Source organism: Xanthomonas albilineans, from assembly GCF_002939705.1.
GTDB classification, from domain to species: domain Bacteria; phylum Pseudomonadota; class Gammaproteobacteria; order Xanthomonadales; family Xanthomonadaceae; genus Xanthomonas_A; species Xanthomonas_A albilineans.
Map to the genome: position 1 here is coordinate 1 of NZ_MDCB01000011.1, position 22,454 is coordinate 22,454.

Consider the following 22,454-nt stretch of genomic DNA (forward strand, 5'->3'; position numbering starts at 1 on the left):
TCGTAGACCTTGAACGCCAGCGGGTTGTCCGAGGCCTTGCCTTCGAATGGAATGCGGCCGATGCCCGGAAAATATTCCTTGGCGCCGATATAGACGGAATTGCTCATTACAAAGTCCTGATAGGCATGACGTGGGAAAAAGGATCAACCGGCGTAGAGCGGGCCGATGGCCTGCAGATGCTGCGCGAAAGTACGGTAATGCGCCTGGTACTGTTCGCCGCGTTGCGCATCCGGCTGCGCGGAGAGCGCCGCATCGTCCTGTTGATGCTGCAGCACGACCTCGGCCAAGCTGGCGCGCTCGCCTTGGGCGTGGGCATCGGCCCACAGCGCCTGCAGGGCGGCGCCGAACGCGGCCCCCTCGGCCTGCGCCGGCACATGCACCGGCAGCGCGAACAGATCGGCGATGAGCTGACGCCAACCGGCGCTCTTGCTGCCACCGCCGGTGACGTAGATCGAATCGAAACGCAGGCCGGCATCGACAAACGCATCGAAGCCATTGCGCAAGCTGTAACTGGCCCCCTCCATCGCCGCGCGATAGAAATGTGCCGGCGTGGTGTTGTGCAGATCCATACCAGTCAGGCAACCACGCGCCGCCGGTAGATTGGGGGTGCGCTCGCCGTTGAAGAACGGCAGCAGCACCAAGCCACCGGCGCCGGGCGTGGTCGCGTCGAGCAAGGCCTCGCCCTGCCCGGTCTTGATCCCGAACAGACGTGCGATGGTCTCGGTGGCAACGGTGCAGTTCATGGTGCAGATCAGCGGCAACCAACCGCCACTGGAGGAGCAGAACGCGGCCCAACGCGCATCGGCATCCACCACCGGGCGGTCGGCGTAAGCGAACAGGGTGCCGGAGGTACCCAGGCTCATGGTGAGGCGTCCAGGCACGACATTGCCGGTGCCGATCGCGGCCATCATGTTGTCGCCGCCACCGGTGGCCACGCGAACCTCGCGCGGCAATCCCAGTGCCTGCGCCGCCGTGGCGGACAGGGCGAAGGTGGTCTCGGTGGGCACCAACGGCGGCAACGCCGCGGCCAGATCCCGCTGCGGATCGATCGCCTGCAACAGCGGCGCCGACCACTGCCGACGGCGCACATCCAGCCAGCCGCTGCCGGACGCATCGCCGAACTCGGTGTAACGCTCACCGGTGAGCCAGAAGTTGACGTAGTCGTGCGGCAACAGCACCGAGGTCATCGCGGCATAGGCCGGGTGACGGTGCTTGCGCGTCCACGGCAGCTTGGAAGCGGTGTAGCCGGCCAGGATCGGGTTACCGGCCAACTCCACGCAGCGCTGCGCACCACCGACCGCCTGCATGATCTCCTCGCACTCGCGCTGGGTACTGGTATCGCACCACAGCTTGACCGGCGCGGTGACCTGCCCCTGCGCGTCCAGCGGCACGAAGCCATGCTGCTGCCCGGAGACCGCGATCGCCCGAACCTGCGCACGGCGTTCGGCGCCAAGGGCGGCAAAGCAGGCGAGGATGCCGTCGATCCACCACTGCGCCTCTTGTTCGCGGGTGCCATCGTCGCGACTGATGAGCTCCAGCGTATGTCCGTGCATGGCGACCACACGACGACTGTCCGCATCATAGGCGAGCAGTTTGACGCTCTGAGTGCCCACATCCAGACCGATATACAGGCTCATCGCCGCACCCGCCGCTCGTTGCACACACACAGATCCATCGTCGCTCCAGGAGAAAAAGCGGCAGCAGGGGGCTGGCCACCATCGACACAGTGTAGTCCGCCCGACGCCGGTTGCTCAGCCCCACCGACATCGGGCACGCATCGCTTCAGGTTGCCATCGTGCCTATGATCGACGTTGCAGTGAGTGCGAAGCCCGTTGGAGCGCATTGAAACAAGGCCTGCACCGCCGTCTCAGCGCACTGCAGACGGCTTCGCGCCGGGTTGACCGAGATCAGCGCGGCGCATCAGACGAAAGGACAGGCTTTGCCACACGCACAGCCTGGCCGTGGTACTGCACTTGGATGTCGGCCATGGGCTCAAGTGCGCCAGCATCGGCACGTGGGCCATCGACGAAGCGCACGTTGAAGCTGCGCCTAGTCTGCATGCCCGGCCAGCGGCCCACGCGCGCCCCGATGGTCAACACGCCTGTACGCTGGTCCCAGGCCAATGGAATCCGGCTGAATTCGCCCTGCTCGTAGCCATAGCCCTTGCCATCGTCCTCGTACAGCGAGAAACGGCCGTCGGTGCCGGTATAGACCACGAGGGTCAGCGGCGCATCCGGCGTTTCGTCGACATACTGCTGCACATGCGCGGTCGGCACGATCGCGCCGGCGCGCACGAACAACGGCATGCGCTCCAGCGGCGCGGCCGCCTCGATGGTCTGGCCACCGTCGTAGCGCTTGCCGCTGTTGAAGTCGATCCAACTGGTCCCGGCCGGCAGGTACACCTGACGCGAGGTCGCGCCGAAACGGGTCACCGGCGCGACCAGGAACGCCGGCCCGAACAGGTACTGATCGTTGATGTCGGCGACCTTGGGATCGTCCGGAAAGTCCATCGGCAAACCGCGCATGATCACCCCGTCATGGTGGTAGGTATCGCCAGCGAGGGTGTAGATGTAGGGCAGCAAGGTGTAACGCAGACGACTGTAGTACGCCATGCTGGCGTAGTACGGCGTGCCTTCCGGGGCAATGTTCCAGATCTCGCGGTACGGGAACTGCCCGTGCGAACGGAACAGCGGCACGAACGCGCCGAACTGGAACCAACGCGTATTGAGTTCGCGCCATTCCCGCAGATGCGCCGGATCCTGGTGTGCGTAACGCGTCTCCACCGCAAAACCGCCGATGTCGAAAGTCCAGTTCGGCAGGCCCGACATCGACAGGTTGACGCCGGCGGAAATCTGCTCGCGCAAATCGTCCCAGCGCGATGCGATGTCGCCGCTCCACACCGCCACCGCATTGCGCTGCGTGCCGGCGTAGCCCTTGCGCGAGAGGATGAATACGCGTTTGCCGTCGGCGGCACGGTCGCCGACGTAGATGCCGTGGGTATGCGGCAACGGATAGGAATTGAAGAACTCCGTCGAAGGCCCCAGCGCGGTCGGCGTGGTACGGGCCTTGCGCTCGGCGATGTCCAGGTTGGAATGCACATCGGGTTCGTCGGCGTCCAGCCACCAGGCGTCGAAGCCCTTGCGGTTGAGCGTCTCCTCGATCTGGCGCCAGTAGATCGCCTGCGCCTGCGCCGCGTATGGATCGTAGAAGGCATTTTTGTAGCCCTTGCCGATCCAGTCGCGTTCACCGACCTGGACATTGCGTCTGTAGATGTAGCCGGCCGCATCCAGTTCTTTGTAGTGGGCGGTACTCGGATAGAACTTGGGCCATACCGAGATCATGATCTGCGCGTGCAGGTCGTGCACCGTCTTGACCATGCCATCGGGATCTGGAAAACGGCTCTTGTCGAAGGTGTGTGCCCCCCAGGCATCCTCGGGCCAGTACGACCAGTCCTGCACGATGTTGTCGATGGGCAACCTGCGTCGGCGATACTCCGCCAGTACCGCGAGCAATTCGTCCTGGCGCTTGTAGCGTTCGCGGCTCTGCCAAAACCCGTAGGCCCACTTCGGCAGCAGCACCGCCTTGCCGGTGAGCGCACGGTAACCGGCGATGACTTGATCGGCGTTGTCGCCGGCAACGACGTAGTAGTCGATCATCTGCCCGACCTCGGACCACAGCGATAGCTCCTTGGCCTCGGCAGCAGGCAAGGGATCGCGATGCAGCAGGGCGATGTAGCTGGGATCGATCAGGCTCCATTCCAGCTTCAGCGTATGCCGCTGGCCTGGCTGCAGGTGCAACGCGAATTCGTGATGCCAGGGATTCCAGTTCTGTCGCCAGCGGTCGAGCACCAGCCTGCCGTCGATCCACAGCTTGGTGTATTCGCTGGCATACAGCGAGAACGTATGCTCGCCGCCCCTGCGGGCTTCGAACGCGCCCTCCCAGACCACCTGCATGCGGCGCGTGTCGCCGGGCTTGGCCTGTTTCGGAAACTTGGCGAGGTCTTTGATGTACTGGTAGTCGATCTCGTTCTCGCGCCGCTCCAGCACCGGCTTGCCGTCGAGCGCATAGCGCGCCGTCAACGCGCCAAGCTTGCCCTGCGCGTCGTACAGGGTCAGCGATGCCGGTAGCGGTTGCAGACCGCGCGGATCGCCCATGCGGGTGATCGCGTTGTTATCCCACAAAATGCCGTAGTGGCGGCTGGACAGCAAAAACGGCACCGCCATGTCCAGATTGCTCTGCAGCAGTTCGACGTTGTGCCCTTTCTGATTCATCCAGCCTTGCTGGTGCTGACCGAAGCCATAAAAGGCCTCGTCGGCCGGCGAGGCGAAGCGCTGACGCACGCTGAAGTACGCCTTGCCCTCCACCGTCAACGGGACGAAGCTGCGCCCACCCGGCACTTCGGACAACAACGGTCGGCCATGCGCATCGACAACACTGACGTGGCCATCGATCATGGAAACCCGCGCGCTCAATCTGGCGGTCCGGACCCACACCGCATCGCCCTGGCGCTCGAAACGAAAGCTGTTATCGCCCTGCACCGGCACGCGCATCAAACTCGACGTGCGTTGGAAGGTGCCATGCGGATCGGCGCTGACCCGCAACAGATTGCTGTCCACCACCTGCAGCCGAACCGGCACGCTTCCCTCCGCGCTGGGCCGCACGATGATGCCATCGGCTTGCTGGGTCACCTGCTGCGCGAGCGCAGCGCCGGCGATGCATGCACTCAACGCCAAGACCAAGGCGAACAGACGCCTCCGCAGCGTCATGGCCGAACGAACGGTGTGGCTCGAAATGTGCATCATCGTTCCTTCCCGGCACGCATGCCTGCAACAGATGTCGGCAACCGGCACAGCACACTGACTGCATGGTAAAAAACGGCGGCAGCCACCGTCGCTCACCAGGTATCGGTACGGAACGGAGACACCGGCAATTGCTCGCGGTTAACAAGGTTGGCGTCGGCCGGGTTCTCGCTCCAAGCGTAACGCACCGCCTGCGGCTGCGGCACCGCCGCGCTACGCACCAGCACGTGGTCGCCCTCGATGCGCGCTTGTGCAGGATGAAAACGGCGATCGGCCCCGGCAATAGCAAAACCATGCAATTCCCCGCCACCGCGTACCGCCAGCGCGCTGCCCAGCAGATCGAAACGCAGCCTCGCCTGGCCGTGATCGAAGTGAGCATCGGCCAGCACCGGCGCCGTGTAGATCAACGTTTCACCGTAGGCGACGTGGCGCGCGGCAAGCGCCAGACGATGGGCGACATCCTGCTTGTCGGGCGGATGGATGTCGCCAGGCGTACCGATATCGATGGTCACCACCTGCGCCGTCGCTGGCAGCGCCAGCGCTTTGGACTGCGACTCGCGCAGCAGCGCCCATGGACTCAGGTCGTCCGTGTCGGCACCAGCGCGGAAATTGGCCAGTTGCACCCACAGGAAGGGCAATTGCGGCTGCCCACGTTCCTCGCGCCAGTGCCGGATCATCGCGGCGAACTGTTCGCGATAACGCAGCGCGCCGAGCGCGGTGGCATTACTCTCGCCCTGGTACCAGATCACGCCTCGCACCGGAAACGGCTGCAACGGATGGATCATCGCGTTGTAGAGCAGCGTCGGCTCATGGTTCTTGTCATCGTTCAAGTTCACCGTGACCTTGGCCGGACGGAACTTCCAGCCCTGCAATGGGCGTCTGGCGCCACCGGCGACTTCGACGAAGCGCTCGCTGTCCTCGCCATGCAGACCACCGCCGCCGCCGAGATCGGTCACCTGCACCGCAATCCGGTTGACGCCCGGCTTCAGCACCGTCGCCGGCACTGGATACACGCGCGCCTGATTCCAGCGATTCTCGGTGCTGCCGACCTGCTGGCCATTGACATAGGTCACGTCGGAGTCGTCAACCTTGCCCACGCCCAGCACAATACCGGCCTTGGCTTCGGCGGCGCTGAGGGTAAAGGAGGTGCGATACCAGGCGATGCCATCCATGCCCTCGTAACCGCTACTTTCCCACGTGCGCTCGACCGAAATGCTGTCCCACTGACTGTCGTCCAGGTCGGCCGCGCGCCACGCCTTCGCGCTGTCCTGCACCGCCGGCCAGCGCGCGATGCGCTGACGCACCGCGGCCAAGGTGCGCGCGTCCTTGGCCTGCTGCTCGGCTTGGCGCCGCGCACTCTGCGCCGCGTCGATATCCAGCGCCGACCGGTCCATCCATGCCTCGATGGCACTGCCACTCCACGTGCTGTCGATGATGCCTATTGGCACGCCAATGTGCTCGCGCAGCTCACGCGCGAAAAAATAAGCTACTGCGGAAAACGCGTGGGCATGCTCCGGCGTGGTGGCTTGCCATGTTCCGCCGGTCAAGCGCGGCTGCGGCTGCGGCGACCAGGTATGCGGCACTTTGAAATCGCGCAACTGCGAGTCCGTCGCAGCCGCGATTTCGCGCGCACCGTCGCGGGCCATCACCAGCGGCATTTCCATATTGGACTGACCGCTGGCCAGCCAAACATCGCCGATCAACACATCGCCGATACGCTGCCGGCTGCCGTCACCCTGCACCTCCAGCACATAGGGACCGCCCGCCGCATGCGCCGGCAACTGTGCCTGCCAGCGTCCATCCGGCGCAGCGACCGCGTTCGCCTGCGCATCGTCCAGGCGCACCTGAATACGCGCCCCCGGGGTGGCCCATCCCCACACTGGTATTGGCACATCGCGCTGCAACACCGCACCCTCGGTGAACAGCAAGGGCAACTGCAACGCGGCCGCCGCCGGCCACGACAACGCTGCCATCGCCAACAGAGTCAGCCAGCGAACGGAGGAAAACCTGGAAACGGGCATGGTGTGGATCCTAGAGCGTGTTATTTAGATTGAAATACGTGCGAAACCGTGGATTACATTGCGACAAGGCGTGCGCCTTGCCCAGGCTATTGCCGCCAGGGCAAGGCGCGCACCACCGTTTCGGCGCACTCCAGATCACGTCCCGCGAGGTTGGCCGTCAGCGGCCCGCTGCACCCACGGCAGGATCGCCACTACCAATTGGCGCGCAGCACCAGCGAATAGCGCCGGTCGTTGACGAACCAACTGCGGGTGTACAAGTGTGGATCGACCTCGCCGTCGCTATAGGACGTCGGCCCCATCAGCACCTTGGTCACCGTATTGGTGAGGTTGTTGGCCTGCACTCCCAGTTGCAGGTGCGGCGTGAATCGATAGAACAAGGAGGCATCCAGTTGCCCGAAATCGTCCGACCACGCCGGCAACTTGGTGATGACGTCGCTGGCGCTCAACAGGTAGCGCGAGCGCCAGTTGTAGGCCAGACGAACCGACAACGGTCCTTTCTCGTAGATGCCGGCCAGGTTGTAGCTACGCCGCGACAACCCTTCCAACGGCAGGCGCACGCCGGTAACGGTCGTCTTGGTGTAGGGATCGGTCGCAGTATTGACCCCGCCGTTGCTATCGACGAAGGTAAAATTAGCATTGACGCCAAAGCCGCTCATCCAGCCCGGCAGGAAATCGAAGAACTGGGTATAACCATATTCGAAGCCGCCGATGTGGCCCTTGTCCATGTTGTAGGGACGCGTCACCAGCCACGGCTGGCCGTTGTAGATCTCGGTGACGGTCTGATTGGAGAAGTAGTCCCTGACGTCTTTATAGAACAACGTCAGATACATCATGTCGCTCTTGCCGAAATACCATTCCAGCGCGGTGTCGTACTGGTTGGCCTTCATCGGTTTCAGGTTCGGGTTGCCGGCGGTGCCGGTCCATTGGGTCACCACGCCATCTTGGATCGTCGCGGCGAGCAACAGATACGGTTGTAGCTGGCTGTAATCCGGACGCGCGATGGCCTTGGAGGCGGCAATGCGCCATTGCAGCGCGTCGGAGAACTTGAAACGCATATTGAAGCTTGGCAATACGTTGGTGTAGCTCCCCTTGGCATTATTGGGAAAATACTGGCCGGTGTACTCCGCCGCCAATGCGGCCGAGGAAGTACTCGCAGACAGATCGGGAAATTGCCCGTAGCCGGTGGCACTGGTCTTGGTCTGCACCACACGCACGCCGACATTGCCGTCCACCGGGACACCCAAAGCCGTATCGTTGCCGAAGTACAGCATCATGTACGCGGCCTGGGTGCGCTCGAACTGGCGATTGATATCCTGCAACTGGTAATGCTCCGGCGACCAACCGGTGCCGCGCAATGCGACGATCTGCTCGATCAGCTTGGTGGTGCCGGCATAGTCCTTGACCGCCGCGTCGCTGGGGAAATACAACTGTTTTGGCACGTTCACCTTGCCCCGGAACAGGTTCGACAAGGTGTACCACGACGAGGATTGGGTCATGTAATCGGCCAGATCAGCCAGCCCGGTGGCCGTGCCGGGAATGGGCGCCCAATTGTCGGAAATCACGCCCCAGTTGTAGCGGGTGTTCTTGTTGGTCTGGGTACGGGAAGTGCCGCGAATGCCGGCGCGGAAACTGCGCAACCACGGATTATCGTCGTAGCTGTAGTCCAGATCGAAGCGTGTGGCCAGCTCCCTGCCACTGTTCTGCCCCAGGTGATCCATCGCCGCGCTCCAGAAATAATTGGCAGGAGCGGAGAGATAACTGGGATTGGCAAGCGTCACCGACGGGTAACTGCCGCTCAGATCGAAGGTCAGGCCCGGCATGTAGATCGAATCGAACAGAGTGAAATCCAGCGCATCGCTGTGCGACTGCACCAATTGCATGTCGCCGCGCAGGTTCAAGCGGTCGGTCAGGCGTTGGGTGAAACCACCGGACAGGTCCGCGGTCGTGGTGGTCTGCTGCGCGTAGCGATTCTGGGTATAGAAGCGCACGCCGTCATTGCCGGTAATATTGCCGCGCGAGGAACTGGACACCGGCTCACCACTGACGAAGCGGCCTTCATCGTTGTAGGTGAACATGGTTCCCGGCGCAGGACCGACCGCATTGCTCTGATCGTTGAAAAACGCCGCGTGCTCCTGCCAGTTCATGTCGTACGTCGAACGCAAGTACTGCACATAGATGTCGGTGTCATCACTGGGTCGCCACTGGAATGCAGCCGCAATGCCCTTGCGCTTGCGTTCGGAATCCATTTGCCGCCAATTGACCCCACCCGGCACATAGACCTTGGAAAAATTGGTCCCAGCCAGCAGCGCCGGATCGGTGCGGCGCACGAACGGTTCGACCTGGACGCCATCGCTACGCGTGGCCATCGACGAATACGCCGCATCCAACATCAACCCCATTTCGCCCAGGTCAGTGTTCCAGCGGTTACTGAACAGGAACGAGCCAGACGGCTTGTAAGTCTTGCTGAGGTCGCCGTAGTTGGCGTCGGCGTTGAAAGCGATGCTCCGGCCCGGCTGGTCGAACGGCATGCGCGTACGCAGGTTGACCGTGCCGCCGAGTCCGCCCTCGATGATCTCTGCCGATGGATTCTTGTAGACGTCCACACCGGCCATCAGTTCGGCCGGGACATCCTCGAAGCTGAGGCCACGGCCGCTGGCGGCGCTGAAGCTATCGCGACCATTGAGCTCGCCGCGGACCTGGGTCATGCCGCGGATCATCACTCCGCTGCCTTCGGCGGAGAAATGGTCAGGATCGTTGCGCGCCATGAAGTGATCGATGGTCACGCCGCTGACCCGCTGCAGGCTTTCGGTCACGCTGCGGTCGGGTAACGCACCGATATCCTCGGCGCTGACCGAATCGACGACCTGTTCGGCATCGTGTTTGATCGACTGCGATTTGATCAAACTGCCACGCACGCCTTTGACTTGCACCGTATCGAGTTCGGTGACGGACGCATTTTTTTTATTGCCGCTATCCTCGGCCTGCTGTGCCAGTGCCTGAGCACTGAGCAATAAACCGATACTTACAGCGATGACGGAGCGGGCCAGAATGTGCGTTGCACATGGCCGTGCGGTCGGCCGAGCCGAACCGCGTGGGTACTGCGATGACATGACGAATCCCTCCCAGGAAACACGCACACCGACACAGGCGACGGATGCGCGCGAACGCCCCGTCAGATAAGTTGTAAAGATACAAAGCGTGACAAAAAGCACATCGGATCGATCACCACACGCGCGCCGCACACGGCGCTCACCCCCCGTTAATCGCAATCGCGATGGAGCGAGACTAGGAACGAACCCCCAAACGAACAAATGAAAGTTTCAGGATGAGCTATGTGCGTTTGGACTATCTGAACCGACACGTGCACCTCGCCCGCACCCACGCTGTCTCCACGCACCGGCACGTCTCCGGTACCGTGCGCGACGATCCGCGCCCGCAAGCAGCGTGACACGGCTCACGCCAGCGATACATGCTCCGGATACAAACGCTTGGCCGCGTTGCGCAACGCCAACAACACGCGCTCGGCGCCCGGCGGCAGCAGATAATCGCGACGACGGATGATCCCGAACGACTCCATGCGCACGCCCAGCGCAATCGGCAGCACCGTCAGCAGTTTGGCCTGCACGTAGGGCGCCACCGCCTCCGCCGGCAACGCGGCCAGTAGATCGCTGCCACGCAGCAAACTGGTCATTACCGGCAACGACGAGGTTTCGATCACGTTCTGCGGCACCGGCACCGCATGTTCCAGAAACATCGCATCCAGGCGTGCGCGCAACACGCTGTCCAGCGGCGGCAACACCCAGCCGTACCGCGCCAAGTCGGCATGACGCAGCTCCGCGCGGGCGGATAACGGATGACCGGCACGCGCCACCACCGAATGCGGCTCGTCCGCCAACGGCTCGAAGTCCAGTTCCTCGCCACCGTATGGGCCCAGGATGCGACCGATCACGATATCGAGCTGACCATCCAGCAGCCTGGCCACCAGCGGCCGGCTGTAATCCATCTCCACCCGTACCAGGATGCCCGGAAACTCGCGCTTGACCTCGATGATCGCCTGCGGCACCAAATTGGTCCCTGGGTTGACCACCGTGCCGATCAAAACCTGACCCACGCGCCCCTGGCACAGCGCGGCGATCTCCTCGTGGGCACGGCCGATCTCCGACATCGCCGCGCGGGCGCGGCGGATCAGCACCTGCCCATAAGAGGTCGGCTCCACCCCACGCGCATGCCGCTCGAACAGCCGCACCCCCAACAAGTCTTCCATCTCCGCCAGCAGCTTGGATGCCGCCGGCTGGGTCATGCTCGCCGCCTCGGCGGCGCGCAACACGGAACGGTGCTCGTGCAACTGCAGCAACAGCAGCAGATGCCGGGTCTTCAAGCGCGACGCATTGAACCAGGGGTTGGTGGAAGCGATCATCGTGGACGAACATCCTGAACAGGAGATTTTGTATTCGCAAGGAGAATAGAATATGCCTAAAATTTCATTTGCAGCACATAGCTCGCACGCGCACGCTAATCACTCGCGGCGGCTCTTGTCGCAATGCCGTTGCACCGCGTGCTCACGACCGACGGACCCGTTTGCGGGTCAACGTCAACGCGGATGCGCTGGACGCCCTGCATATTGCGGTATCGATGGCTCGTCCCTTCTCTGACCCGATCGCGGCGCACGCCGTGTATTCCCCTGCCAGGTAAGCCGATGTCCGCCACCTCCGTGTTCCAACTCCCCCTGATTGCGATCCTGCGCGGCCTCACACCCGAGGACGCGCTGGCGCACGTCGGCACGCTGGTCGACACCGGTTACGACGCGATCGAGATCCCGCTCAATTCACCACGCTGGGCCGACAGCATCGGCTCCGTAGCGCAGGCGTTCGGCCAGCGTTGCTGGATCGGCGGCGGCACGGTGCTGCACACCGACGACGTCGACACCCTCGCCGAACTGGGCGCGCGCTTCATCGTCACCCCCAACACCTGCCCAGCGCTGATCCGTCATGCACTGACGCGCGGCCTGCAGGTGGTGGCCGGCTTCGCCACCGCGACCGAGGCGTTCGCCGCCCTGGACGCCGGCGCGCAGATGCTCAAACTGTTCCCCGCCGCCACCTATGGCCCCGGCCATGTGCGCGCATTGCGTGCGGTACTGCCGGCGCAGGTGCCGGTGTTCGTGGTCGGTGGCGTCACCATCGACACCCTGCACGACTACCTCGCCGCTGGCGCGATCGGCGCCGGCATCGGCGGCGAACTATATCGACCTGGGCAGGCGCTCGCGCAGACTCAGGCACATGCCGCCGCCTTCCGCCACGCCTATCTGGATCGCGCATGAAAATCGTCCGCCTCACCACCTACCACGCGGCGCCGCGCTGGCTGTTTTTGAAGGTCGAAACCGACGAAGGCATTACCGGCTGGGGCGAACCGGTCATCGAGGGCCGCGCACGCAGCGTCGAGACCGCGGTACACGAACTCAGCGGCTATTTGATCGGGAAGGATCCGGCGCGGATCAACGATCTGTGGCAGCTGCTTTATCGCAGCGGCTTCTATCGCGGCGGCCCGATCCTGATGAGCGCCATCGCGGGGATCGACCAGGCCTTGTGGGACATCAAGGGCAAAACACTCGGCGTGCCGGTCTACGAACTGCTGGGCGGACTGGTGCGCGAGCGCATGAAGACCTACCGCTGGGTCGGCGGCGACCGCCCCGCGGCGACCATTGCGCAGATCCAGAACTACCGCGACCTCGGTTTCGACACGTTCAAATTCAACGGTACCGAGGAAATGAAGCTAATCGACGGACCACGTGCGGTCGACGCGGCGATCGCCAAGGTCGCACAGATCCGCGAGGCCTTCGGCACCAGCATCGACTTCGGGATCGATTTCCATGGCCGGGTCGCCGCACCTATGGCGCGCGTGCTGCTGCGCGAGCTGGAACCGTTCAAGCCACTCTTCGTCGAAGAGCCGGTGCTGCCGGAACTCGCCGAGTACTACCCGCGCCTGGCCGCCGCCACACCGATCCCGCTGGCTGCGGGCGAGCGCATGTTCTCGCGCTTCGACTTCAAGCCGGTACTGCACGCCGGTGGCCTGTCGCTGTTGCAACCGGATCTGTCGCACGCCGGCGGCATTACCGAATGCCTGAAGATCGCCAGCATGGCCGAGGCCTACGACGTCGGCCTGGCCCCGCACTGCCCGCTCGGCCCGGTCGCCCTGGCCGCCTGCCTGCAGGTCGACTTCGTCTCGCACAACGCGGTGCTACAGGAACAGAGCATCGGCATCCACTACAACGAAGGCGCCGACCTGCTCGACTACGTGCTCAACAAGGACGACTTCGCCTGCGACGCTAGCGGCAGCATCGCCGCATTGCCCAAACCGGGCCTGGGCGTGGAAATCGACGAAGAACGCCTGCGCCATGCCAGCGCCAATCCACCCGACTGGCACAACCCGGTCTGGCGCCACGCCGACGGTAGCATCGCCGAATGGTGATTCCATGAACGCACACGCCTCTGCCCAAGATAGCGCGACGCTGGCCGTGGATAGCCGCTGCGCGCACGGCGAAAGCATCCTGTGGTGCGAGCATCGCCAGGTGCTGTTCTGGGTCGACATCACTGGCCGCCGATTGTGGCGGCACGCCCCGGCCAGCGGCGCGACCCGGCACTGGGATCTACCCGACCGTCCCGGCTGTCTGGGCCTGTTCGACGATGGTCGGCTGCTGCTGGCGATGGTCAAGGGCGTGTACGCCGCCGACCCGGATGCGGCCACCGACACGGCCAGCATCTTGTCGCTGCAACAACTCGCCGAACTCGAACCCGAGCGCGACGATACTCGCAGCAACGATGGCCGCAGCGACCGCCACGGCAACTTCGTGTTCGGCACCATGAGCGAGCGCGCTGATCGAGCGCCGGTCGGCAGCTTCTACCAATGGTCCGCGCGCCACGGCCTACGCCGATTGCCCTTGCCCGGCGTGGCCATTCCCAACGCCATCTGCTTCAGCGCCGATGGCCGCACCATGTATTACTGCGATTCGGTGCACCCGCGCATCCTGTGCTGCGACTACGACGCCGCCAGCGCCCACACCAGCAACAGCCGTGTATTCGTCGAACTAGAGCGCGACGGCGGCGAGCCGGATGGCGCCATCGTCGATGCCGAAGGCCATGTGTGGAACGCGCAATGGCGCGCCTGGCAGGTGGTGCGCTACCGCCCCGATGGCAGCATCGAGCGGCGTGTCGCACTGCCAGTCAAGCATCCCAGTTGCCCCGCACTGGGCGGTGTCGACGGCACCACGCTGTACCTGAGCACCTCGCGTCAGGACCACAGCGAGGCCGAACTGGCGCGCACACCGCAGGCCGGTGGCGTGTTCATGGCCGCGGTCGGCATTGCCGGCCTGCCCGAAGGACGCATCGCCAAAGCATGATCGTCGTCGATTGGGGGACCAGCAGCCTGCGCGGCTATCGGCTCGACGCCGATGGCGGCATCCTCGAACAGCGCCGCAGCGACCAAGGCATCGCGGTCTGCCAAGGCCATTTCGCGGCGACCCTGGCCGCATTGATCGACACCTGGCCGGGCGACGTCGTGCTCTGCGGCATGATCGGCAGCCGCAATGGCTGGATCGAGCTACCCTACGCGCCCTGCCCCGCCGACACCACCGCGCTGGCTAAGGCGATGCGCTCGCTGCGGGACCCGGCACTGCCCGGACGCACGCTGTGGTTCGTGCCCGGCGTCGCCAGCACGAATGCCCCCGTGCCGGACGTGATGCGCGGTGAGGAAACCCAATTGATCGGCCTGCTCGACACCCTGGCGCAGGAGCGACAGGACAGCGCCCACCACACCGTTTGCCTGCCTGGCACCCACAGCAAATGGGTCGACCTGGAACACGGCCGCATCGCCGCCCTGGCGACGATGATGACCGGCGAACTCTACGCACTGCTGCGCCAACACAGCCTGCTGGCGCGGTTGATGGAAAGCGACGACGCCACCTTCGATGCACTCGGCTTCGCCGCCGGCGTGCAGCGCAGCGGCGACCCCGGGGGATTACTACATCACCTGTTCGGCGTGCGCAGCCTGGGCCTGTTCGAACGCCTGAGCGCGGCAGCAGCGCCCTCGTACCTGTCCGGGCTGCTGATCGGCCACGAACTGCGCGCACGCCTGCCGCTTGCGCCGGTGGTGCATCTAGTCGGCGGCAGTAGCCTGCTGACGCGCTACGCGCACGCCTTGCGCGCACTCGGCAGCAGCGTCCACACCCACCCGGAGGATCTGGCCGCACGCGGGCTGTACCGGCTGGCGCGGCAGCACGGCGGTATCGCCAGTTGATCGGCGCTCGTCGAGCACGCGGCTACCGACCCATTCTCCACTCCACGACATCGACTGTTTTAGAATTGCACAGTTAATCCCCGGATCGAACCATGCCTTTCGTCGTCACCGAAAACTGCATCAAATGCAAATACACCGACTGCGTGGAGGTGTGCCCCGTAGACTGTTTCCACGCCGGTCCGAACTTCCTGGTGATCGATCCGGACGAGTGCATCGATTGCACCCTGTGCGAACCGGAATGCCCGGCCAACGCCATCTATCCGGAGGATGACGTGCCGGCTGGCCAGGAGGCTTTCGTCGCGTTGAACGCGGAACTGGCCAAAGCGTGGCCGGTCCTGACCACGCGCCAGGAACCGCTGGCCGACGCCGCCGAGTGGGACGGCAAGCCGAACAAGCTGTCGCTGCTGCAAAAGTAGGCCGCCCGGAACATGCGCGGCGGCTCCGGACACACGCCGGGCAGCGACCAGCAAGCGGCCCAGGAAAATCCGGTTACGACTGAGCCCTTCCGCAGACACATAAACGAACGGGCGCCCTGCGGCGCCCGTTCGTTTTTTGGTGGCCGCAGCCGGCGCGAACGCCGTACTGCCAACGCCTGATCGGGTTCAATGGACGAGCTTGGCCTTCAACGCGGCGATCAGCTTGACCGGGGCCTCACCCGACATCGGCAGGCCACGCGCATCGACCGCCGAGACGGACACACCGGCGTCCACAGCCACCACACGAATCAGGAAATTGCTGCCTTCATAGCCCACGTCGTAGGAACCAAGCAGTTGCGCACTGCTGGCGATGGTGACACCCGGGATACCACCCAGCGCATCGCCGACCTGGCCGAACACCTGATCGCGCGTACCCGGCACCACAAAACCGCTGTTCGACGCGGCCGGCGCCTGGGCCGGCGCCGGGCGTTGGGCCGAAGCCAGCGCCGGGATCTTCATCGCCGCCGAGGTATCCGGCGCGGTCAGGTCAGGCGGCACTTCCAGCGGCCGCATGGCGGGCGGCAACAGGTAATCGCCACGCGGCTTGCCCTTGTGGAACCAGCTGCAACCGCTGGTGGCCGCGACCATGGTGGTCGCCAGAACGGCGGCCGATAGCACGCGGACGTAGGGAACGGAAGCACGCATCAATCAATCTCCTGGGGTCAGGCCGCGAGTGTTTCGCGGCTGGATAAATGTTCCAACGCGACGGCGTCGGCGGCGAGACGGTCGGCCGTGGCATGGTGCGCCGCCGACAAGGGCAGCAGCGGCAGCCGCAGGCCATGACCGATCCCGGCACGCTGCAACAGCGCTTTGACCGGAATCGGGTTGGATTCGATGCCGCAAAAAGCATGAAAGGGGCGCAGACGCGCATCCCAGGCCTGGGTCGGCTCGGCCTGCTGCGCCCGCGCCAGATCGCACAAATGGCGATAGGCTCCCGGCAACGCATTGGACGCGACCGAAATCAGTCCGTCGAAGCCGCTCAGCATGGCCTGCGCAGCGCTACCGTCGTCACCGCTCAACACGGCAAAGTGCTCACTGCGCAAAGCCACGAGCGCAGCGATACGCTGCGGGTCGCTACTGGCCTCCTTGATGCCGACGATCGCGGGGTGCTGCGCCAGCCGTGCCACGGTCTCCGGCAGCAAATCGCAACCGGTGCGGCCTGGCACGTTGTACAGCACCACCGGCAGACCACCTTGCTCGGCCACTTGCGTGTAGTGCGCCAGCAAACCGGCCTGCGTCGGACGCACATAAGGCGGCGTCACCACCAGCGCGTACTGGGCACCGTTGGCCGCCGCGCGGCGCGTCAGCGCCACGGTCTTGGCGGTACCGGACAAGCCCGCCCCGGCCAGCACCGGCACGCGCCCACCGATGGCGCCGACCGCCTCGCGCATCAGCAGATCGTATTCATCGTCCAGCAGCGTGGCCGCTTCGCCGGTCGATCCCGCCACCACGACACCCTGCACGCCGCCCTCGATCTGACGTTTGAGCAGCCGCTGCCAGGCGTCGAGGTCGAGATCGCCATTGGCCTGAAAGGGCGTGGCCAGAGCGGTGATGATGCCGGAGAAAGACAAGATGCCGGATGCTCGTTGGGAGATGAGGGCCGCGCGGCCTGCGCCGACGGGTTTCCAGTGCATGTTACTTGCGGCCCGAAAGCGCGGGCAAGTATGCTGCACCTCATGTCGGGCGACTGCCCTGACGCCGTTCAGCCATACGCAATGCCGGAAGCCCCTTTGACAGACACCACACCCCGGCCCGCGCCGACCGAAAACCACCTCCTGATCAACGCCTACACGACGCATCCGGAGTCACCATTATTGCAGGTCACACGTCGTATCACCGACAGCGGTTGCAATCTCGTCGATGCGCGTCTGGCCACTGTCGGGCGCGACGTGTCGGTGACCGCCCTGGCGACCGGTTCGTGGGACGCGGTGGCCAAGCTGGAAGCCATGCTCACCCGGCTCGACCGCGAGGAAGGCATGAAGCTGGTGTGGTACCGCACCGGCCCCAAACAAGCGCAGTCCAACCTGCTGCCCTACATCGTCGAGGTCATCGCCGCCGATAAACCGGGCATCCTGTTCCAGTTGGCCGATTTCTTCGACCGCCAGGGCATCACTATCGAAAACCTGCAAAGCACGCGCTACCGCGCAATGCAGACCGGTGCGGAGATGTTCTCGGCCCAGGTGACGATCGGGGTGCCGGCGAATATGCACATCGCTGCGCTGCGCGACGACTTCCTGGAATTCTGCGACCACCTCAACCTGGACGCGATCATGGACCCGATGAAGTTCTGAGACGCGCTGGACAGCCACGCAACCGAACGCCGATGATGGCGATGCACGCAGAGGACACCCCATGAAGGATGGCGACACCCTGGATCGCAGCACGCTGACCTTGCCGCTGGCCCTGTCCGGCGGCGCCAGCGCCACGCTCGGCGACTATGCCGGCCGCTGGCTGGTCCTGTATTTCTATCCCAAGGACAGCACCCCCGGTTGCACCACCGAAGGGATCGATTTCAACGCGCTGTTGCCGCAGTTCCAGAAAGCCGGGGCCGTGGTTCTAGGCGTGTCGCGCGACTCGGTGAAGTCGCACGACAACTTTTGCGACAAGCAAGGCTTCCGCTTCCCGTTGGTCAGCGATGCCGACGAGGCGCTGTGCCGCGCCTTCGACGTGATCAAGGAAAAGAACATGTACGGCCGTCAAGTGCTGGGGATAGAACGCAGCACCTTCCTCATCTCGCCCTCGGGCCAGGTGCTGCACAGCTGGCGCAAGGTCAAGGTTCCCGGCCACGCCCAGGCCGTTCTCGACGCACTGCAGACCGCCAGCCAGCAGTGACAACCCTGGTTCCCAGCACATCGCATCCCCCTGCCCCGCAGGCGGCGATGGTTTTCCCCTGCCCCTTTTCCAGGAATCCACGATGACCCGAGGCAAGCGCATCTACGTGTTGGATACCAATGTGCTCATGCACGATCCGACCGCGCTGTTCAAGTTCGAAGAACACGACGTGTTCCTGCCGATGCAGGTGATCGAGGAACTGGACAACGCCAAGAAGGGCATGTCCGAAGTCAGTCGCAACGCACGACAGGTCAGCCGCTTCCTCAACGAATTGATAGAAGGCGCCGGCGCCGAGCAGATCGCCTCCGGCATCCCGCTGAGCCACCCACAAGGCATCCAGCTCAAGAGCAACAGCAGCATCGGCCGGCTGTACTTCCAGATTCAGCCGGTCGAGCCCGGGCGCAGCTTCGGCAGCGTCGCCCCGGACAACAAGATTCTGGCCTCGGTGCTGGCGCTGTGCGAACAGCGCCCGGAAACGCCGGTGATCCTGGTCTCCAAGGACATCAACCTGCGGATCAAGGCGGCGATCAGCGGCATGGTCGCCGAAGACTACGAGAACGACCGCGCGCTCGACGATTTCAGCCTGCTCTACACCGGCGCGATCGAACTGCCGGAGCATTTCTGGCAAAAACATAACCAGGACCTGCGCAGTTGGAGCGACAAGGGTCGCACCTGTTACGAAATTACGCTGGCCGCCGACGAGGACTGGTATCCGAACCAGTACCTGTATCTGCCCGGCGAGGACGAAGTGGAACTACGCGTGGTCAAGGTCAACGCCGAGCGCAAGGCCACGCTGGCGCTGGTGGACGACTTTCGCAGTGGTCAGCACGCGGTGTGGGGCGTTGCCGCGCGTAACCGCGAGCAGAACTTCGCGCTCAACGCCCTGATGGACCCGGAAATCGACTTCGTCACCCTGCTCGGCACCGCCGGCACCGGCAAGACCTTGCTGGCGCTGGCCGCCGGTCTTGCGCAGACCATGGACCAGCAGCGTTACCGCGAAATCATCATGACCCGCGCCACGGTCAGCGTCGGCGAAGATATCGGCTTCCTGCCAGGCACCGAGGAGGAAAAGATGACGCCATGGATGGGGGCGCTGACCGACAACCTGGAAGTGCTCACGCACACCCAGGAAGGCGGCGCCTGGGGCCGCGCGGCGACCAACGACCTGCTCGCCAGCCGGATCAAGATCCGTTCGATGAACTTCATGCGTGGGCGCACGTTCCTGTCGCGCTATCTGATCCTGGACGAAGCGCAGAACCTGACGCCGAAGCAGATGAAAACGCTCATCACCCGTGCCGGCCCCGGCACCAAAATCGTCTGTCTGGGCAACGTCGAACAGATCGACACCCCCTATCTCACCGAAACCACCTCCGGTCTCACCTATGCGGTGGACCGCTTCAAAGCCTGGCCGCACAGCGCACACATCACTCTGCGCCGTGGCGAGCGCTCGCGTCTGGCCGACTATGCCTCGGAGGTTCTGTGAGTACCGGGGGCGCACGCCTGAGCGGTGCGGCACTGGTCATGGCCTTGCTTGGCGCCTGCGCCACCGCACCCGGTCCGGCCAGCGTACCGACCGCGCTCAAAGTCGGGCAATCGTGGGTGGTCACGCGCAACAGCACCGCCGCGCAGGTGCTGGACACCTGCGCGCGCGACAGCCCGGCACACCACGACGGCGCGGTGAACGGCTATTGGATTCCGACGCCGGAACAGATCGCACAACTAGAAGCGCATCTGGCGCAACTACAGCCGCAGATCGCCGATCCATCGAGCTCCGATCACCAGTACGTAGGCATCGTGTATCACGGCAAGCAAGCGATCTACGTCAACGCTTTCGCCCCGGACGACAACCGCGATCGCAACCCCGCCATCGATGCGGTACGCACCTGCGGCGGCGGCGCCCGCTTCTGGGGCGCTGTCTACGATCCGGCTAGCGGCAGCTTCTCCGAAATCGCGGTCAACGGCGCCCACTAAGTTGGCAACTGGTATCCACCGCTACCAGATGCGTACACATCACCATACGGCATGAGCTTCACGTTGCCGCGCTGGGCATGGATTCTCGCCGGGGCACTGGCCGGCGTCGCCGGCATGGTCAACGTGGTCGGCTATCTCGGTTTCGAGCACCAGGCGGTGACCCACCTCACCGGCACCACGACCTTGCTCGGGGCGGCACTGGCTGACGGTGATACTCGCGCGATCGGCCAACTGACCGGCGTGGTGCTCGCGTTCCTGGGCGGCGCCATACTAGCCGGTAGCATCGTGCAGGATAGCTGTCTGCATCTGGGCCGGCGCTACGGTCTGGCGCTTGCGCTGGAAGCGCTGCTGTTGCTCGCGGCGATGCAGGTGTTCAAACAACAGCAGCTCTCTGGCGCTCTGCTCGCCGCGATGGCCTGCGGCCTGCAGAACGCCACCACCACGATCTACAGCGGCGCCGTGGTACGCACGACCCATCTCACCGGCATGTTCACTGATCTGGGGATCGGTCTGGGCCAAGCGCTAAGCGGCCTGCCGCTGCAACGTCGGCGCATTCGCCTGAGCCTGCTGATCATCGGCGGATTCCTGCTCGGCGGCGTGATGGGTGCATTGGCGTACCGCCGCATCGGTTTCAATGCACTGTTGGCGCCAGCGCTGCTGACTGGCACGGTCGGCACGCTGTACACCCTGCTCATTCAATCCCATCACCGCAAGCGCTATGAGTGATCAACAAAAGCTTCGCCAGTCGTGTGCAGCCGGCGCATGAGGATTCCGAGCACTGCCCGCGCCCAGCCAGCGGCGACACAGCAGTTTTGTTAGCCACTCTAAGCGACACCATCGCCAAGGCGTCGCCAGGACTGCACAATCTGCGCATGACCGACCCCATCTCCGTCTCCGCGCTGAGCATCGCCGGCACCGATTCCGGCGGCGGTGCAGGAATCCAGGCCGATCTGAAAACCTTCGCCGCGCACCGCGTACACGGCCTGTCTGCGGCGGCCGCACTCACCGCGCAACACACCCGTGGCGTGACCGCCGTGCATATTCCGCCATTGCCATTCCTGCGCGCGCAGATCGAGGCGTGTTTCGCCGATTTCGACATCGCCGCGGTCAAGCTCGGCATGCTCGCCAATGCCGCGGTGATCGACCTGGTGGCCGATGTCTTGGAACACCACCGTCCACCTTACGTGATTCTGGACCCGGTGATGGTGGCGACCAGCGGCGCCACCCTGCTGGAAGACGACGCGCTGGACGCACTGCGCCAGCGCCTACTGCCGTTGGCGACCCTGGTCACGCCGAACATTCCGGAAGCGCAGTTACTGCTGCGTCGCCCGATCGAGAACGCCGACGATGCCGAGCACGCGATCACCGCCTTGCTGGAAGCTGGGGCGCGCGCAGTACTGCTAAAAGGCGGCCATCTACACGAAGGACAGAGGGTAATCGACCGCTACGACGATGGCGCCAGCCGCAGCGAATTCAGCCATGCACGGCTGGCGCTGGACGCACACGGCACTGGCTGCACCCTCGCGGCGGCGATCGCCGCGCAACTATGCCTGGGCATGTCATTGCCAGCCGCTTGCGCAGCGGCGGTCGACTACGTGGCTCGCGCACTGCGCGGCGGCTACCGTCCTGGCCGCAGCGCAGTGGTTGTACTGGACCATTTCGGCGCCGCACGCAGCGGATGAGCAAGCTGACACATCGCGTAGAAAACACATTGCGCCACTGCCTATATGAGCACAGCCTGAGCCAAGCGGACAGGCCACGCCCCCTTGAACCGAGCAAGCGGTAATCGTGACACAGGACCTCGCTGAACGAGATCGACTGAATTTTTTGAAGGAAGGATTGACGCCTCCAACCACCTCACGCATAATTCCGCTCCTGACAACGCGCCCGTAGCTCAGTTGGATAGAGTACCTGGCTACGAACCAGGCGGTCGGGAGTTCGAATCTCTCCGGGCGCACCAGTCAGATAAAAAAACGACAAGCCGTTGCTTGTCGTTTTTTGTTTTCAGCCAACTCATCGGCGGGACAAACAAGCCGCCTGCGGCGCATAAGCGCTATGGCTGCCTG

General features: G+C 64.2%; 19 protein-coding genes and 1 tRNA gene. 13 read left to right on the forward strand and 7 right to left on the reverse strand.

The window, feature by feature from the left end; genetic code table 11:
* Positions 1–143: 143 nt before the first annotated feature.
* From xylB to XalbCFBP2523_RS10695, 4 genes are all read right to left on the reverse strand, one after another.
* Entirely contained in the window at positions 144–1,637 is a 1,494-nt protein-coding gene (gene xylB, locus XalbCFBP2523_RS10680; protein ID WP_045765578.1) for a xylulokinase, read from the reverse strand.
* 270 nt (positions 1,638–1,907) lie between these two features.
* Positions 1,908–4,799 (reverse strand): TIM-barrel domain-containing protein, encoded by a 2,892-nt coding sequence (locus XalbCFBP2523_RS10685; RefSeq protein ID WP_045766686.1) that lies wholly within the window; start codon positions 4,797–4,799, stop codon positions 1,908–1,910.
* 95 nt (positions 4,800–4,894) lie between these two features.
* Positions 4,895–6,820, reverse strand: a complete 1,926-nt coding sequence (locus XalbCFBP2523_RS10690; protein WP_045765577.1) for a sialate O-acetylesterase — start codon at positions 6,818–6,820, stop codon at positions 4,895–4,897.
* A gap of 191 nt (positions 6,821–7,011) precedes the next feature.
* Positions 7,012–9,852: a TonB-dependent receptor gene (locus tag XalbCFBP2523_RS10695; protein WP_230599252.1), complete on the reverse strand. Its 2,841-nt coding sequence runs from the start codon at positions 9,850–9,852 to the stop codon at positions 7,012–7,014.
* Positions 9,853–10,145: 293 nt separating this feature from the next.
* Between XalbCFBP2523_RS10695 and XalbCFBP2523_RS17340 the strand changes: the two genes are divergently transcribed.
* On the forward strand, positions 10,146–10,268 hold the full coding sequence (locus tag XalbCFBP2523_RS17340; protein ID WP_268989559.1) for a hypothetical protein: 123 nt from the start codon (positions 10,146–10,148) through the stop codon (positions 10,266–10,268).
* Between the two features lie 6 nt (positions 10,269–10,274).
* On the opposite strand, the gene XalbCFBP2523_RS10700 is transcribed toward XalbCFBP2523_RS17340, so the two are convergent.
* A complete protein-coding gene (locus XalbCFBP2523_RS10700; protein ID WP_045760612.1) occupies positions 10,275–11,237 on the reverse strand; it encodes a LysR substrate-binding domain-containing protein in 963 nt (320 codons plus the stop codon).
* Between the two features lie 279 nt (positions 11,238–11,516).
* On the opposite strand from XalbCFBP2523_RS10700, the gene XalbCFBP2523_RS10705 reads away from it, so the two are divergent.
* From XalbCFBP2523_RS10705 to fdxA, 5 genes are all read left to right on the forward strand, one after another.
* A complete protein-coding gene (locus XalbCFBP2523_RS10705) occupies positions 11,517–12,137 on the forward strand; it encodes a 2-dehydro-3-deoxy-6-phosphogalactonate aldolase (protein ID WP_045760611.1) in 621 nt (206 codons plus the stop codon).
* Positions 12,134–13,285 (forward strand): galactonate dehydratase, encoded by a 1,152-nt coding sequence (gene dgoD / locus XalbCFBP2523_RS10710; RefSeq protein WP_045765576.1) that lies wholly within the window; start codon positions 12,134–12,136, stop codon positions 13,283–13,285. The genes XalbCFBP2523_RS10705 and dgoD overlap by 4 nt, the downstream gene beginning before the upstream one ends.
* A 4-nt stretch (positions 13,286–13,289) precedes the next feature.
* Entirely contained in the window at positions 13,290–14,213 is a 924-nt protein-coding gene (locus tag XalbCFBP2523_RS10715; RefSeq protein ID WP_045765575.1) for an SMP-30/gluconolactonase/LRE family protein, read from the forward strand.
* Positions 14,210–15,109: a 2-dehydro-3-deoxygalactonokinase gene (locus XalbCFBP2523_RS10720; RefSeq protein ID WP_045765574.1), complete on the forward strand. Its 900-nt coding sequence runs from the start codon at positions 14,210–14,212 to the stop codon at positions 15,107–15,109. Before XalbCFBP2523_RS10715 ends, XalbCFBP2523_RS10720 begins: the two co-directional genes overlap by 4 nt.
* 92 nt (positions 15,110–15,201) lie before the next feature.
* The gene (gene fdxA, locus XalbCFBP2523_RS10725; protein ID WP_012915703.1) at positions 15,202–15,525 is read left to right on the forward strand and encodes a ferredoxin FdxA; all 324 of its coding nucleotides are present in this window, start codon (positions 15,202–15,204) and stop codon (positions 15,523–15,525) included.
* Between the two features lie 186 nt (positions 15,526–15,711).
* Here the strand turns inward: fdxA and XalbCFBP2523_RS10730 are convergent, their stop codons facing one another.
* Both XalbCFBP2523_RS10730 and dapA read right to left on the reverse strand, forming a co-directional pair.
* Entirely contained in the window at positions 15,712–16,230 is a 519-nt protein-coding gene (locus XalbCFBP2523_RS10730) for a hypothetical protein (protein ID WP_045765573.1), read from the reverse strand.
* Between the two features lie 17 nt (positions 16,231–16,247).
* Positions 16,248–17,156, reverse strand: coding sequence for a 4-hydroxy-tetrahydrodipicolinate synthase (dapA, locus tag XalbCFBP2523_RS10735; RefSeq protein ID WP_045766684.1), 909 nt, complete (start codon positions 17,154–17,156; stop codon positions 16,248–16,250).
* A 144-nt stretch (positions 17,157–17,300) separates the two neighbouring features.
* Here dapA and XalbCFBP2523_RS10740 point away from each other — a divergent pair, with 144 nt between their 5' ends.
* The 7 genes from XalbCFBP2523_RS10740 to XalbCFBP2523_RS10770 all read left to right on the forward strand — a co-directional run bounded on the left by XalbCFBP2523_RS10740 (position 17,301) and on the right by XalbCFBP2523_RS10770 (position 22,348).
* Positions 17,301–17,876 (forward strand): glycine cleavage system transcriptional repressor, encoded by a 576-nt coding sequence (locus XalbCFBP2523_RS10740; RefSeq protein WP_104629953.1) that lies wholly within the window; start codon positions 17,301–17,303, stop codon positions 17,874–17,876.
* Between the two features lie 61 nt (positions 17,877–17,937).
* Positions 17,938–18,417, forward strand: coding sequence for a peroxiredoxin (locus XalbCFBP2523_RS10745; protein WP_012915699.1), 480 nt, complete (start codon positions 17,938–17,940; stop codon positions 18,415–18,417).
* Positions 18,418–18,499: 82 nt separating this feature from the next.
* Complete coding sequence (locus XalbCFBP2523_RS10750; RefSeq protein WP_045765572.1) at positions 18,500–19,900, forward strand: PhoH family protein; 1,401 nt, start codon at positions 18,500–18,502, stop codon at positions 19,898–19,900.
* A 38-nt stretch (positions 19,901–19,938) separates the two neighbouring features.
* On the forward strand, positions 19,939–20,388 hold the full coding sequence (locus tag XalbCFBP2523_RS10755; RefSeq protein ID WP_045757233.1) for an ABC transporter C-terminal domain-containing protein: 450 nt from the start codon (positions 19,939–19,941) through the stop codon (positions 20,386–20,388).
* 51 nt (positions 20,389–20,439) lie between these two features.
* Positions 20,440–21,114 carry a YoaK family protein gene (locus XalbCFBP2523_RS10760; RefSeq protein ID WP_012915696.1) on the forward strand — a complete coding sequence of 225 codons (675 nt, stop codon included), beginning with the start codon at positions 20,440–20,442 and terminating at the stop codon, positions 21,112–21,114.
* 146 nt (positions 21,115–21,260) lie between these two features.
* Complete coding sequence (gene thiD / locus XalbCFBP2523_RS10765; RefSeq protein ID WP_045766683.1) at positions 21,261–22,070, forward strand: bifunctional hydroxymethylpyrimidine kinase/phosphomethylpyrimidine kinase; 810 nt, start codon at positions 21,261–21,263, stop codon at positions 22,068–22,070.
* 201 nt (positions 22,071–22,271) lie between these two features.
* Positions 22,272–22,348: transfer RNA gene (locus XalbCFBP2523_RS10770), tRNA-Arg, on the forward strand.
* Positions 22,349–22,454 lie beyond the last annotated feature (106 nt).

Bases quoted from the DNA above. Each gene is read 5' to 3' on its own strand.
- xylB (WP_045765578.1), bottom strand. From the start codon at position 1,637: ATGAGCCTGTATATCGGTCTGGATGTGGGCACTCAGAGCGTCAAACTG.
- XalbCFBP2523_RS10685 (WP_045766686.1), bottom strand. From the start codon at position 4,799: ATGCACATTTCGAGCCACACCGTTCGTTCGGCCATGACGCTGCGGAGG.
- XalbCFBP2523_RS10690 (WP_045765577.1), bottom strand. From the start codon at position 6,820: ATGCCCGTTTCCAGGTTTTCCTCCGTTCGCTGGCTGACTCTGTTGGCG.
- XalbCFBP2523_RS17340 (WP_268989559.1), top strand. From the start codon at position 10,146: ATGAGCTATGTGCGTTTGGACTATCTGAACCGACACGTGCACCTCGCC.
- XalbCFBP2523_RS10700 (WP_045760612.1), bottom strand. From the start codon at position 11,237: ATGATCGCTTCCACCAACCCCTGGTTCAATGCGTCGCGCTTGAAGACC.
- XalbCFBP2523_RS10705 (WP_045760611.1), top strand. From the start codon at position 11,517: ATGTCCGCCACCTCCGTGTTCCAACTCCCCCTGATTGCGATCCTGCGC.
- dgoD (WP_045765576.1), top strand. From the start codon at position 12,134: ATGAAAATCGTCCGCCTCACCACCTACCACGCGGCGCCGCGCTGGCTG.
- XalbCFBP2523_RS10715 (WP_045765575.1), top strand. From the start codon at position 13,290: ATGAACGCACACGCCTCTGCCCAAGATAGCGCGACGCTGGCCGTGGAT.
- XalbCFBP2523_RS10720 (WP_045765574.1), top strand. From the start codon at position 14,210: ATGATCGTCGTCGATTGGGGGACCAGCAGCCTGCGCGGCTATCGGCTC.
- fdxA (WP_012915703.1), top strand. From the start codon at position 15,202: ATGCCTTTCGTCGTCACCGAAAACTGCATCAAATGCAAATACACCGAC.
- XalbCFBP2523_RS10730 (WP_045765573.1), bottom strand. From the start codon at position 16,230: ATGCGTGCTTCCGTTCCCTACGTCCGCGTGCTATCGGCCGCCGTTCTG.
- XalbCFBP2523_RS10740 (WP_104629953.1), top strand. From the start codon at position 17,301: ATGCCGGAAGCCCCTTTGACAGACACCACACCCCGGCCCGCGCCGACC.
- XalbCFBP2523_RS10745 (WP_012915699.1), top strand. From the start codon at position 17,938: ATGAAGGATGGCGACACCCTGGATCGCAGCACGCTGACCTTGCCGCTG.
- XalbCFBP2523_RS10750 (WP_045765572.1), top strand. From the start codon at position 18,500: ATGACCCGAGGCAAGCGCATCTACGTGTTGGATACCAATGTGCTCATG.
- XalbCFBP2523_RS10755 (WP_045757233.1), top strand. From the start codon at position 19,939: ATGGCCTTGCTTGGCGCCTGCGCCACCGCACCCGGTCCGGCCAGCGTA.
- XalbCFBP2523_RS10760 (WP_012915696.1), top strand. From the start codon at position 20,440: ATGAGCTTCACGTTGCCGCGCTGGGCATGGATTCTCGCCGGGGCACTG.
- thiD (WP_045766683.1), top strand. From the start codon at position 21,261: ATGACCGACCCCATCTCCGTCTCCGCGCTGAGCATCGCCGGCACCGAT.